A 12,797-nucleotide genomic window follows, 5' to 3' on the forward strand; every position below is an offset into this window, starting at 1 on the left:
TAATTATCTTACTGAAAAACGCAGGCAACCTTACGCGGTGGTCGCTAAACGAAGCTTCAACAGCGCGCTTTGTAAGGCGTTCCAGTCAGTTTCGCTACTGGAAATCAGCTCAATACGGCTATCCGGTGGTGCAACGTTTTGCGTTTCAATGTGCAGGTCATCGCCCTGACGGTTGATTCGCACAAGGCCTTCCGGAATGCGCATAACGCCTTTCACTCGCTCTACTGGTGCAAGTCGTGCCCATTCCAGAATGCCGATGGTGTCGAACACCGTATCAGCGTCGAATATCCAGCCACAGGCCTGATGTCCTTGTCCGCTGTTCAGACTGCGACGCCAGCGTTGATGTTCTGGCAGGCTTAACGCCGCTAACCCTTTTTTCACGCCATGCTGATGTGAATGGGCGGCGCTGGCAGGCAACTCAGTTAAATTGCGACGGGATAAATCCAGAAGATGACTTTCAATTTGCCCATGTTCGCTGTGAATTAATTGCCGATCGCCACCATTTTGTTGCCACCAGCGTTGCAACGCTTGCTCGCTTTCGGGCGTCGCGCGGTCGGATTTATTGGCGACAATGATGTCTGCGGCAGCCAACTGGTCACGGAAGTTTTCATTATTGACACTTTTTTCATCCAGCAGCAGGCGTGGATCGAGAATACACAACGTGGCGCGCAAGTCGATCCACGGTTCATAAACTGGTGCGGTTAACAGATCGAGGATCTGTTTCGGATGGCCCAGCCCGGTTGGCTCTATCAACAAGCGGTCTGGTTTTCCCTGACGCAGTAAGGTATTCAGACCTACCTGCATGGGTAAACCATTAACGCAGCACATGCAGCCGCCGGGGATCTCTTTCAGCAATGCGCCGCTATCGGCGAGCAAAGCGCCATCAATTCCGACTTCTCCAAATTCATTAACCAGCACCGCCCATTTTTCGTTGGGATCTTTATGGGCTAATAGATGAAGAATCGACGTGGTTTTCCCGCTGCCGAGAAAACCGGTGATGAGGTTGGTCCTGGTCACAGCGGCTCCGCAATACTCTGATAAGTTAACTGTGCGTTAATCCTGGCTAAAAAAGGCAGAAAAGAGAAGGGGAGAGCGGACGAAGACGGGCTTCATCCGCTTTAACCGCAGAAATCGTTAAATTTTGAGAGTGTTTAATAGCGCCTGATGCGCCCCAAACTGCGCGATTTGTTGCCAGGCTTGTTCGATAGCCTGCACAAAATGCGGGTTATTTGGCAGGTCATCACCGAAAACTTCACGCAGGGAAAGCAGGGCGGTTACGCGTTGTTCATTGCTGCTGCCCGCGACCAGGTCGCGAATTTTATCGCTAAGCGGATCGCGAACATCAATAGCATTTCCGGCATCATCAACACCGCTCACATAGCGCATCCAGCCAGCAACGCCTAATGCCAACAATGACCAGTTCGTTCCGCGCGCCAGATGTATGCGAATGCCTGCCAGCATACGCTGCGGTAATTTCTGGCTGCCATCCATCGCGATTTGCCAGGTCTTATGTTTCAGCGCCGGGTTAGCAAAACGTGCAATTAACTTATCCGCATATTGTGTTAAATCGACATCTTTGATCCGCAGCGTCGGCGCTTGCTCATCCAGCATTAATGTTCTGGCGGCATGGAGAAATGCGCGATCCTGCATACAATCACTGATATGGGCGAATCCTGCGAGATAACCCAGATAAGCGAGAAAAGAGTGACTACCATTAAGCATACGCAGTTTCATCTCCTCCCACGGCAGAACATCATTGACCATCTGCACGCCAGCGACTTCCCAGGCAGGGCGCCCCGCGACGAAGTTATCTTCCACCACCCATTGGATAAACGGCTCGCAGCTAATCGCACAGGGATCATTCACGCCCAGATGCTGGCTAATTTCCGTCAGTGATTCGTCTGTTGCTGCCGGGACAATGCGGTCTACCATGGTTCCCGGAAAGCTGACGTGATCTTTTATCCATTCCGCAAGTTCTGGCGAACGTTTTTCCGCCATCCCCAGCACCGCGTTTTTCACCACATGGCCATTATCGGGAATGTTGTCGCAGGAGAGCACGGTAAACGGGGCAAGGCCGCGTTCACGGCGGCGCTTTAGTGCTTCGACGAGAATGCCTGGCGCGGAGTGAGGATCTTCGGGACTTTGTAGATCGTGAACGATACGTGGATTGCTGATGTCGAGTGTGCCGGTAGCCGGGTCGATGCAATAGCCTTTTTCGGTAATCGTCAGGGAAACAATCGCCACCTGCGGCTCGCAAAACTTCTCAATAATCGCCGCTAAGGAATCCAGTTTTGCATTCAGGCACTCGCGAACGGCTCCAATAATAATAGCCTGGTTGCCGTCTGCGCCTTTCTCTAACACGGTGTATAAATGATCCTGCGCGCGAAGCTGGCTCATCAACTGATCGCCACTGAACAGGCTGATTTCACAGATCCCCCAGTCGCCGCCCTGGGCATTCAGCACACGGTCGGTTAATAGCGCCTGATGCGCACGGTGGAAGGCTCCAAATCCAAAATGAACGATACGAGATTTCAATTGTTGCCGATCGTAGCGGGGCGAGTGTACATGCTGCGGGAGCGTAACGGAGGCGATTGTATTCATAGGAGTCACGTCTTAGTAACGATTAATTAACAACGACAGTGTAAAGTTATATGACAGCAATTGAAATTGGTCTGGATTGTTAATGCGATGAAGTGTGAGGGCGATCAATTTAGTGGTGAATATTGCGGGAGAACGATGTTCAGGAAGCGCAAAATAGAAGATTGGTATAATAAATTAAAAAAGGGACAGTCTGAGCCATCCCTTTTCTGATATCTGGCTGAAGTTAGTCAGCACGACCCATATAGCGGCGTTCTTCGATATGGATACGAATTTTTTCGCCTGGGCTTAAGTATTCTGGTACTTGAATGACCAGACCGGTGCTCAATGTCGCCGGTTTGTTACGGGCGCTGGCAGACGCGCCTTTGATGCCCGGTGCGGTTTCAACAATTTCCAGATCAACGGTTTGCGGCAGTTCAAGCGCCAGAAGTTGACCGTCCCAGGTCAGAACCTGCATATCCGGCATACCGCCTTCCGGCATAAACAGCAGCTCTTCTTCGATCTGATCTTTAGTGAAGGTATACGGGGTATAGTCTTCTTTATCCATAAAGACATATTCGTTGCCATCGACGTAGGAGAAGTCAACGTAACGACGGGTCAGCGTTACGGTGTCAACGATATCATCGCCTTTGAAGCGTTCTTCCACTTTCAGCCCGGTACGGACATCAGAAAAACGCATTTTGTACAGCGTAGCGGCACCACGGGCGGTGGGAGACTGAATATCAATATCCTTAACCAGCAGCAATTTGCCGTTGTAATTCAGTACCATACCTTTTTTAATTTCGTTCGCTCTTGGCATCGAAAAATTCCTGTTATCGAAAATGTCAAAAATATCGCGTCAAACTACTCGCGACGAGCCTTTCAGGCAAGTGGTATTCGCACTTTTGCTGGTGCAAAAAAGGTGGTACTGTGCGCGCTCATCAATCCGGTGGTTAACCTTAAGAGAACAACGTATGGAATGCCGTCCGGGTTGCGGGGCGTGTTGCACTGCCCCTTCAATTTCCAGCCCTATACCCGGTATGCCAGATGGCAAGCCCGCCAATACGCCCTGCATTCAGCTTGATGAACAGCAACGTTGTAAAATTTTTACATCGCCGCTACGTCCGAAAGTTTGCGCAGGTTTACAAGCCAGTGCTGAAATGTGCGGTAACACGCGTCAGCAGGCGATGACCTGGCTTATCGATCTGGAAATACTGACCGCGCCTTAAACATCTTTAATCCGCAGTAAGCAGAACAGAGTGGCGATAATCATCACCATCGCAAACCAGAACACGGCGTGATAATTCCAGATTTCGGCGACTATGCCCGCCACTGACCCCGCGATGATCCAGCCCACACGCGAGGTATTGGTATAGAGCGTGGTTGCTGAACCCGCCTGACCGGGCATCAGATCCTGAAAATAGAGCATCCCGATGCCACCCAGAATGCCAATAAAAATAGCATTCAGCAGCTGCAAGCCCAACAGAATGACAGGTGAATGCGCCATCAGCATACCTGCGTAAAAAGAGACGCCACCCACGGCGGCAACGCGCATTAAGAAACGCTTACCCAGACGTTTGGCAAAATAACCCGCGATCAACATGGTCGGGATTTCCAGGCCTGCGGCGGTTCCCATCATCACGCCCGCCAGTTTCTCGGGAAGATGCAATTCGTTGATAATAAATAGCGGCATGTTGATGATGTACAGGCTATTTGACCCCCACATCAACGTACAAATGACAAACAGCAGTAGCGTATCGCGACGATTACGGCGCGGCGCTTCAACCGTGCCGGTTGCCAGCGGAACCTCTTTTTGCATCGACGGTAAAAATAGCCACACCATCAGGCCGCAGACAATAAACGCCACTGCTGCGCTGAGATACATCACCGTAAAGCTGAACCCCATCGCCAGGGCATAAGCCAGCGGCGGACCAATGACCCATGCCAACGAAACCTGAGCGCGTAAAAAAGAGCTGAACATCACCGCTTCACGCCCGGTTTTGTCAGCGTGCTCACGGGCGAGAGCAAACATTTGCGGGTTGGCGGTAGAGCCAAAGCTACTAAGAAAGACACCAACGAACAGCAAAACAAAGTAGTTGCGGTTCCAGGCAAAAAGGATGCAGGCCAGCACGCCTAACAGGCAGCAAAAGACAATCAGTGATTTACGATCGCCACGCTTATCAGAGCGTCCGGCGAGAAACTGACTCACCAGAATCCCGATGACAGCACTGCCGGTAAAGAAGAATCCCACCATCGCCGGACGGGCGTGCACTTCATCGGTAAGGAATATACTGAGCGTCGGGGTTTGCAGAGCGCCCGCAATACCGGTGAGAAAGGCAACGATTAAAAACGCCGTCGATGTCAGGTCAAACGATTTCGCGCTGGAGACTGCGGGGGAGTTATGCATGCTGGTCGATCACTGAAAGATGGAGACGCGGAGTTTACGCTGCTTGTCAGAAAATAAACAGTCAGTGAAATCAAACTCGCCACGAATAATCAAAATGCCATTTCACTCTTGTTGATTGTCTGCTGACGCTGCTGAAATGAAATTGCTGGCAACGAGTTTTCCCGTCAGCAATTAGGAAAAATGACAAAAAATTGTGCAGCACATCAAAATTTTGGTCATAAATTTACAGCTTCCCTTGCGTGCTGAAACAGAAGTATTATGCTTTATTGAAACGTTTCAGCGCGATCTTGTCTTTAACCGTAAGCCAGGTTGGCGCTTTTTTTCTCATAGAAGCTGAATCGTTTCAATTCAGCAAGAGAGGAGAACTATGTTCCAGTTATCCGTACAGGACATCCATCCGGGCGAAAAGGCCGGAGACAAAGAAGAGGCGATTCGCCAGGTCGCTGCGGCGCTGGTGCGGGCCGGTAATGTAGCTGAAGGCTACGTCAATGGCATGCTGGCGCGCGAGCAGCAAACCTCAACGTTCCTCGGCAATGGTATTGCTATTCCTCACGGCACCACCGACACCCGCGATCAGGTGCTGAAAACCGGCGTTCAGGTATTTCAGTTCCCGGAAGGCGTCACCTGGGGTGACGGTCAGGTAGCGTACGTGGCGATCGGTATTGCCGCCAGCTCGGACGAACACCTGGGCCTGCTGCGCCAGCTGACCCACGTGCTAAGCGATGATTCCGTTGCTGAACAACTGAAGTCAGCAACGACAGCAGAAGAACTTCGCGCATTGCTGATGGGCGAAAAGCAGAGTGAGCAGCTGAAACTCGATAACGAAATGCTGACGCTGGATATTGTCGCCAGCGATCTGCTGACTCTGCAGGCGCTGAACGCTGCACGTCTGAAAGAAGCGGGTGCCGTTGACGCCACCTTCGTCACTAAAGCCATCAATGAACAACCTCTGAATCTCGGACAGGGCATCTGGCTGAGCGATAGCGCCGAAGGCAACCTGCGTAGCGCGATTGCGGTAAGCCGCGCGGCAAATGCTTTTGATGTGGAGGGCGAAACGGCAGCCATGCTGGTGAGTGTGGCAATGAATGACGATCAGCCCGTCGCGGTTCTTAAGCGTCTCGCCGATCTGTTACTCGACAATAAAGCTGACCGTTTGCTGAAAGCGGATGCGGCAACATTGCTGGCACTGCTGACCAGCGATGATGCGCCGACTGACGACGTGTTAAGCGCGGAGTTTGTGGTGCGCAACGAACACGGCCTGCATGCTCGTCCAGGCACCATGCTGGTCAATACCATTAAACAATTTAACAGTGATATTACCGTGACAAACCTTGATGGCACCGGCAAACCGGCAAACGGACGTAGTCTGATGAAAGTTGTGGCACTTGGCGTTAAGAAAGGTCATCGCCTGCGCTTTACCGCCCAGGGGGCGGATGCTGAACAGGCACTGAAGGCAATTGGCGACGCCATCGCCGCAGGTCTTGGGGAGGGCGCGTAATGAGCAGACGTGTTGCTACGATCACCCTCAATCCGGCGTATGACCTTGTTGGTTTCTGCCCGGAAATTGAACGCGGCGAAGTGAACCTGGTGAAAACCACCGGTCTTCATGCGGCGGGTAAAGGTATCAACGTTGCCAAAGTTCTGAAAGATCTGGGTATTGATGTCACCGTTGGCGGCTTTCTGGGTAAAGACAATCAGGACGGATTTCAGCAACTGTTCAGCGAGCTGGGCATTGCCAACCGTTTCCAGGTTGTACAGGGGCGTACCCGTATTAACGTTAAGTTGACGGAAAAAGACGGCGAAGTTACTGACCTCAATTTCTCGGGTTTTGAAGTCACTCCAGCAGACTGGGAACGCTTTGTGACTGATTCTCTGAGCTGGCTCGGTCAGTTCGATATGGTCTGTGTCAGCGGCAGTTTACCGTCAGGCGTCAGCCCGGAAGCATTCACCGACTGGATGACTCGCCTGCGTAGTCAGTGTCCTTGCATTATCTTTGATAGTAGCCGCGAAGCATTAGTGGCAGGTTTGAAAGCGGCACCGTGGCTGGTGAAACCTAACCGTCGCGAGCTGGAAATCTGGGCAGGCCGTAAACTGCCTGAAATGAAAGATGTCATTGAAGCTGCACATGCGCTACGTGAACAAGGTATCGCGCATGTCGTCATTTCACTGGGTGCCGAAGGCGCGCTTTGGGTTAATGCCTCCGGCGAATGGATCGCCAAACCACCGTCAGTCGATGTCGTAAGCACTGTTGGCGCAGGGGATTCCATGGTTGGCGGCCTCATTTATGGCTTGCTGATGCGTGAATCCAGTGAACACACACTGCGTCTGGCAACGGCTGTTGCAGCCCTGGCGGTCAGTCAAAGCAATGTGGGTATTACCGATCGTCCGCAGTTGGCCGCAATGATGGCGCGCGTCGACTTACAACCTTTTAACTGACAGCAGGAGAGGCATAATGAAAACGCTGCTGATTATTGACGCTAATCTCGGTCAGGCACGCGCCTATATGGCGAAGACCCTGCTGGGCGCGGCGGCGCGAAAAGCAAAACTGGAAATCATCGACAATCCGAACGACGCTGAAATGGCGATTGTTCTGGGTGATTCCATCCCGAACGACAGCGCGCTGAACGGTAAAAATGTCTGGCTGGGCGATATTTCCCGCGCAGTCGCGCATCCTGAGCTATTCCTGAGTGAAGCCAAAGGCCATGCAAAGCCTTACACTGCGCCGGTCGCTGCGACAGCACCGGTTGTCGCCAGTGGCCCGAAACGCGTGGTTGCGGTGACTGCTTGCCCAACTGGCGTAGCACACACCTTTATGGCGGCTGAAGCCATTGAAACCGAAGCGAAAAAACGTGGCTGGTGGGTGAAAGTTGAAACCCGTGGCTCCGTTGGTGCGGGTAACGCGATCACGCCTGAAGAAGTGGCAGCAGCGGATCTGGTGATTGTGGCAGCAGATATCGAAGTGGATCTGGCGAAATTTGCCGGTAAACCAATGTATCGCACCTCTACCGGTCTGGCGCTGAAGAAAACGGCTCAGGAGCTGGATAAAGCGGTTGCTGAAGCGACGCCTTACGAACCGGCGGGTAAAGCTCAAACGGCGACCACTGAAGGTAAGAAAGAGAGTGCAGGCGCGTATCGTCACCTGCTGACGGGCGTTTCCTACATGCTGCCAATGGTGGTTGCGGGGGGGCTGTGTATCGCGCTTTCCTTTGCTTTTGGTATCGAAGCGTTTAAAGAGCAGGGGACGCTGGCGGCGGCGCTGATGCAGATTGGCGGTGGTTCAGCCTTTGCGCTGATGGTGCCGGTACTGGCGGGTTACATTGCCTTCTCCATTGCCGATCGTCCGGGTCTCACGCCGGGTCTGATTGGCGGTATGCTGGCGGTCAGCACAGGTTCTGGCTTCATTGGCGGGATCATTGCGGGCTTCCTGGCGGGTTACATCGCGAAGTTAATCAGTACGCAACTGAAACTGCCACAGAGTATGGAGGCGCTGAAACCGATTCTGATCATTCCGCTGATTTCCAGTCTGGTGGTCGGTCTGGCGATGATCTACCTGATCGGTAAACCGGTTGCTGGCATCCTCGAAAGCCTGACTCACTGGCTGCAAACCATGGGTACTGCGAATGCGGTTCTGCTGGGCGCGATCCTCGGTGGCATGATGTGTACTGACATGGGCGGTCCGGTAAACAAAGCAGCGTATGCATTCGGTGTGGGTCTGCTGAGTACTCAAACCTATGGCCCGATGGCGGCGATTATGGCGGCAGGTATGGTGCCTCCGCTGGCAATGGGGCTGGCAACAATGGTGGCGCGTCGCAAATTCGACAAAGCGCAGCAAGAAGGCGGCAAAGCAGCTCTGGTTCTTGGTCTGTGCTTTATTTCGGAAGGTGCAATTCCGTTTGCCGCCCGTGATCCGATGCGAGTGCTGCCGTGCTGTATCGTGGGTGGGGCGCTGACTGGTGCAATCTCAATGGCGATTGGTGCGAAATTGATGGCACCGCACGGTGGTCTGTTTGTTCTGCTGATCCCAGGCGCCATTACGCCGGTACTGGGTTACCTGGTGGCAATTATTGCTGGTACGCTGGTGGCGGGTTTGGCTTATGCCTTCCTGAAACGTCCGGAAGCGGACGTTATGGCGAAAGCAGCATAATAAAACGTGAACTACAGGGGCAGAAATTTTCTGCCCTGTATCATTTGATGAGTGCAAAGTGAGTGATAAATTGTTGACGGCAATTCTATGATTTTGAATGGTTTTATTTTCCAATAGAAAGCTGACACTCTCATCAAACAGTAACGTTATTTCCTCAAGGGCAGATTAATTTCTGCCCTTTTTTATTGTTTCCATTCTGTGCATCACTTCACAATTTCTTCGCTTTTTCTAAAACCGCCAATAATAGCGTTTTGTGAGCCTGTTCAAATCTGCTCATTTTGCCCCTCTGGCGGTAATTTACTTTAAGTAAAACATGCATACTATGAGCACATGTTTAAATATGAACACATGTTTAAACTGTCTTTGCAGTTATCTCTATTCTTGTGGATTGAAAGGGTTGGTAATTTTTTACCAGAGGACGTGCTATGCGCGAAAAGGATTATGTCGTAATTATAGGTTCGGCGAATATTGATGTCGCCGGATATTCACATGAATCATTAAATTATGCGGATTCCAATCCAGGGAAAATAAAATTTACTCCCGGTGGAGTAGGGCGCAATATTGCACAAAACCTGGCGTTGCTGGGTAACAAAGCCTGGCTACTGAGCGCAGTAGGCAGTGATTTTTATGGTCAATCGCTGCTAACGCAAACCAATCAATCTGGCGTTTATATCGATAAATGCCTGATTGTGCCGGGAGAAAATACGTCGAGTTATTTATCATTACTCGATAATACCGGTGAAATGCTGGTTGCTATAAATGACATGAATATTAGTAACTGTATTTCAGCGGAATATCTCGCACAGCACCGTGAATTTATTCAGGGGGCAAAGGTCATTGTCGCAGACTGTAATATCAGTGAAGAGACATTGGTCTGGATTCTGGATAATGCCGCTGGCGTACCGGTATTTGTCGATCCGGTTTCGGCCTGGAAATGCGTCAAAGTACGCGAGCGATTAAGTCAAATTCATACCCTGAAGCCAAACCGTCTTGAAGCGGAAACCCTGAGCGGGATTGCGCTTTCCGGGCGTGAAGATGTAGCAAAGGTTGCCGCCTGGTTCCATCAACATGGCCTGAACCGACTGGTACTGAGCATGGGTGGCGACGGCGTTTATTACAGCGATATCAGCGGCGAAAGCGGCTGGTCTGCACCGATTAAAACCAATGTCATTAATGTTACCGGAGCGGGCGATGCCATGATGGCGGGACTTGCTTCGTGTTGGGTAGACGGGATGCCGTTTGCCGAATCTGTTCGTTTTGCACAGGGATGTTCGTCAATGGCGCTCTCCTGTGAATACACCAATAACCCTGATTTATCGATTGCCAACGTTATATCGTTAGTGGAGAACGCAGAATGTCTGAATTAAAAATTTCCCCTGAATTATTACAAATTTCCCCGGAAGTACAGGACGCTTTAAAAAACAAAAAACCGGTTGTGGCGCTGGAATCGACCATTATTTCTCACGGGATGCCGTTCCCGCAAAATGCCCAGACCGCAATTGAAGTTGAAGAAACAATTCGTAAGCAGGGCGCTGTACCAGCCACTATCGCTATTATTGGCGGCGTGATGAAAGTGGGCTTAAGCAAAGAAGAAATTGAATTGCTGGGTCGTGAAGGACATAACGTAACGAAAGTTAGCCGTCGCGATTTACCTTTTGTTGTTGCCGCCGGAAAAAATGGCGCAACCACCGTGGCTTCCACCATGATTATTGCGGCGCTTGCCGGAATTAAAGTATTTGCCACTGGCGGTATTGGCGGTGTTCATCGCGGGGCGGAAAATACCTTCGATATTTCCGCCGATTTACAGGAACTGGCGCACACTAATGTCACCGTAGTTTGTGCCGGAGCAAAATCTATTCTCGATTTAGGCTTAACCACCGAATATTTAGAAACTTTCGGTGTGCCGTTAATTGGCTATCAGACCAAAGCATTACCAGCGTTTTTCTGCCGCACCAGCCCGTTTGAAGTCAGCATCCGTCTCGACAGCGCCAGCGAAATTGCCCGTGCGATGGCGGTGAAATGGCAAAGCGGTCTGAACGGTGGCCTGGTGGTGGCAAACCCAATTCCGGAACAGTTTGCGATGCCGGAAGAAAGTATTAACGCTGCAATTGATCAGGCAGTTGCCGAAGCTGAAGAGCAAGGTGTAATCGGTAAAGAAAGCACGCCGTTCCTGCTGGCACGCGTTGCAGAACTGACCGGTGGCGACAGCCTGAAATCCAACATCCAGTTGGTGTTTAACAACGCCATTCTGGCGAGCGAAATTGCCAAAGAATACCAGCGTCTCGCGGGTTAATTTCTGACGGGCAGAAAGCCGTCGCCCGTACTCATCATACAAACCGAAACCTGGCGCTGGCGCCGGGTTTACGGGCATGAAGGGAAAATCATTATGGATATAATGAGAAGTGTTGTGGGGATGGTGGTGTTACTGGCAATAGCGTTTGTGTTGTCAGTGAATAAAAAGAGCATCAGTTTGCGCACGGTTGGAGCCGCGCTGCTGCTGCAAATCGCCATTGGCGGCATTATGCTCTACTTCCCACCGGGAAAATGGGCTGTAGAGCAGGCGGCATTGGGCGTCCATAAAGTGATGTCCTACAGCGATGCGGGTAGCGCCTTTATTTTTGGCTCTCTGGTGGGGCCGAAAATGGATGTCCTGTTTGATGGCGCGGGCTTTATCTTCGCCTTTCGCGTACTTCCGGCGATTATTTTCGTTACTGCGCTCATCAGTCTGCTGTACTACATTGGCGTGATGGGACTCCTGATTCGCATTCTTGGCAGTATTTTCCAGAAAGCCCTCAACATCAGCAAAATAGAATCTTTTGTCGCGGTCACCACCATTTTCCTTGGGCAAAACGAGATCCCGGCGATCGTAAAACCGTTTATTGATCGTATGAATCGCAACGAGTTGTTTACCGCAATTTGTAGCGGCATGGCGTCTATTGCCGGTTCGATGATGATTGGTTACGCCGGAATGGGCGTGCCAATTGACTATCTGTTAGCGGCATCGCTGATGGCGATCCCTGGCGGTATTTTGTTTGCACGTATTCTTAGCCCGGCAACCGAGCCTTCGCAGGTGACATTTGAAAATCTGTCGTTCAGCGAAACGCCGCCAAAAAGCTTTATCGAAGCAGCGGCGAATGGTGCGATGACCGGACTGAAAATAGCCGCAGGTGTGGCGACGGTGGTGATGGCGTTTGTGGCGATTATTGCGCTGTTCAACGGCATTATCGGTGGAATTGGCGGTTGGTTTGGTTTTGCCAATGCCTCTCTGGAAAGTATTTTTGGCTATGTACTGGCACCGCTGGCGTGGATCATGGGCGTGGACTGGAGTGATGCCAACCTTGCGGGTAGCCTGATTGGGCAGAAACTGGCGATTAACGAATTTGTCGCTTACCTGAGTTTCTCGCCATATTTGCAAACGGGCGGCACGCTGGACGTGAAAACTGTTGCCATTATCTCCTTTGCGCTTTGTGGTTTTGCTAACTTTGGTTCTATCGGTGTTGTCGTTGGGGCGTTCTCGGCTATTTCGCCAAAACGGGCGCCGGAAATCGCCCAGCTTGGTTTACGGGCGCTGGCAGCTGCGACGCTTTCCAACCTGATGAGTGCGACCATTGCCGGGTTCTTTATTGGGCTGGCGTAATGCTCGATTTGTAGGCCGGATAAGACGCATCA

11 protein-coding genes are annotated in these 12,797 nt (G+C 51.5%); 7 read left to right on the top strand and 4 right to left on the bottom strand.

Translation table 11 applies throughout. The features are described from left to right. Positions 1-30: 30 nt before the first annotated feature. The 3 genes from yeiR to yeiP all read right to left on the bottom strand — a co-directional run bounded on the left by yeiR (position 31) and on the right by yeiP (position 3,397). Positions 31-1,017 carry a zinc-binding GTPase YeiR gene (gene yeiR, locus LG381_RS11855; RefSeq protein ID WP_222680272.1) on the bottom strand — a complete coding sequence of 329 codons (987 nt, stop codon included), beginning with the start codon at positions 1,015-1,017 and terminating at the stop codon, positions 31-33. A gap of 117 nt (positions 1,018-1,134) precedes the next feature. Further along, positions 1,135-2,601: a mannitol dehydrogenase family protein gene (locus LG381_RS11860; RefSeq protein ID WP_222680273.1), complete on the bottom strand. Its 1,467-nt coding sequence runs from the start codon at positions 2,599-2,601 to the stop codon at positions 1,135-1,137. A 223-nt stretch (positions 2,602-2,824) separates the two neighbouring features. Then, entirely contained in the window at positions 2,825-3,397 is a 573-nt protein-coding gene (yeiP, locus tag LG381_RS11865) for an elongation factor P-like protein YeiP (protein ID WP_001136827.1), read from the bottom strand. Positions 3,398-3,551: 154 nt separating this feature from the next. Between yeiP and LG381_RS11870 the strand changes: the two genes are divergently transcribed. Further along, complete coding sequence (locus LG381_RS11870; RefSeq protein WP_024165195.1) at positions 3,552-3,806, top strand: YkgJ family cysteine cluster protein; 255 nt, start codon at positions 3,552-3,554, stop codon at positions 3,804-3,806. On the opposite strand, the gene setB is transcribed toward LG381_RS11870, so the two are convergent. Continuing rightward, positions 3,803-4,984, bottom strand: coding sequence for a sugar efflux transporter SetB (gene setB / locus LG381_RS11875; protein WP_225762446.1), 1,182 nt, complete (start codon positions 4,982-4,984; stop codon positions 3,803-3,805). The genes LG381_RS11870 and setB overlap by 4 nt on opposite strands. A gap of 367 nt (positions 4,985-5,351) precedes the next feature. Between setB and fruB the strand changes: the two genes are divergently transcribed. From fruB to LG381_RS11905, 6 genes are all read left to right on the top strand, one after another. After that, positions 5,352-6,482 carry a fused PTS fructose transporter subunit IIA/HPr protein gene (fruB, locus tag LG381_RS11880; protein ID WP_000487271.1) on the top strand — a complete coding sequence of 377 codons (1,131 nt, stop codon included), beginning with the start codon at positions 5,352-5,354 and terminating at the stop codon, positions 6,480-6,482. Further along, positions 6,482-7,420, top strand: a complete 939-nt coding sequence (gene fruK / locus LG381_RS11885; protein ID WP_000091270.1) for a 1-phosphofructokinase — start codon at positions 6,482-6,484, stop codon at positions 7,418-7,420. Before fruB ends, fruK begins: the two co-directional genes overlap by 1 nt. 16 nt (positions 7,421-7,436) lie before the next feature. Then, entirely contained in the window at positions 7,437-9,128 is a 1,692-nt protein-coding gene (fruA, locus tag LG381_RS11890) for a PTS fructose transporter subunit IIBC (protein ID WP_105289951.1), read from the top strand. A 425-nt stretch (positions 9,129-9,553) separates the two neighbouring features. Continuing rightward, positions 9,554-10,495 carry a pseudouridine kinase gene (locus LG381_RS11895; RefSeq protein WP_225762447.1) on the top strand — a complete coding sequence of 314 codons (942 nt, stop codon included), beginning with the start codon at positions 9,554-9,556 and terminating at the stop codon, positions 10,493-10,495. After that, entirely contained in the window at positions 10,483-11,421 is a 939-nt protein-coding gene (gene psuG / locus LG381_RS11900; RefSeq protein ID WP_001292473.1) for a pseudouridine-5'-phosphate glycosidase, read from the top strand. The genes LG381_RS11895 and psuG overlap by 13 nt, the downstream gene beginning before the upstream one ends. Positions 11,422-11,514: 93 nt before the next feature. Further along, positions 11,515-12,765: a NupC/NupG family nucleoside CNT transporter gene (locus tag LG381_RS11905; RefSeq protein WP_225762448.1), complete on the top strand. Its 1,251-nt coding sequence runs from the start codon at positions 11,515-11,517 to the stop codon at positions 12,763-12,765. Positions 12,766-12,797: the final 32 nt, after the last annotated feature.

The sequence above is a fragment of the Escherichia sp. Marseille-Q3837 genome (genome assembly GCF_916618735.1).
Taxonomy (GTDB): domain Bacteria; phylum Pseudomonadota; class Gammaproteobacteria; order Enterobacterales; family Enterobacteriaceae; genus Escherichia; species Escherichia ruysiae.

Bases quoted from the DNA above. Each gene is read 5' to 3' on its own strand.
- LG381_RS11860 (WP_222680273.1), bottom strand. From the start codon at position 2,601: ATGAATACAATCGCCTCCGTTACGCTCCCGCAGCATGTACACTCGCCC.
- yeiP (WP_001136827.1), bottom strand. From the start codon at position 3,397: ATGCCAAGAGCGAACGAAATTAAAAAAGGTATGGTACTGAATTACAAC.
- LG381_RS11870 (WP_024165195.1), top strand. From the start codon at position 3,552: ATGGAATGCCGTCCGGGTTGCGGGGCGTGTTGCACTGCCCCTTCAATT.
- setB (WP_225762446.1), bottom strand. From the start codon at position 4,984: ATGCATAACTCCCCCGCAGTCTCCAGCGCGAAATCGTTTGACCTGACA.
- fruB (WP_000487271.1), top strand. From the start codon at position 5,352: ATGTTCCAGTTATCCGTACAGGACATCCATCCGGGCGAAAAGGCCGGA.
- fruK (WP_000091270.1), top strand. From the start codon at position 6,482: ATGAGCAGACGTGTTGCTACGATCACCCTCAATCCGGCGTATGACCTT.
- fruA (WP_105289951.1), top strand. From the start codon at position 7,437: ATGAAAACGCTGCTGATTATTGACGCTAATCTCGGTCAGGCACGCGCC.
- LG381_RS11895 (WP_225762447.1), top strand. From the start codon at position 9,554: ATGCGCGAAAAGGATTATGTCGTAATTATAGGTTCGGCGAATATTGAT.
- psuG (WP_001292473.1), top strand. From the start codon at position 10,483: ATGTCTGAATTAAAAATTTCCCCTGAATTATTACAAATTTCCCCGGAA.
- LG381_RS11905 (WP_225762448.1), top strand. From the start codon at position 11,515: ATGGATATAATGAGAAGTGTTGTGGGGATGGTGGTGTTACTGGCAATA.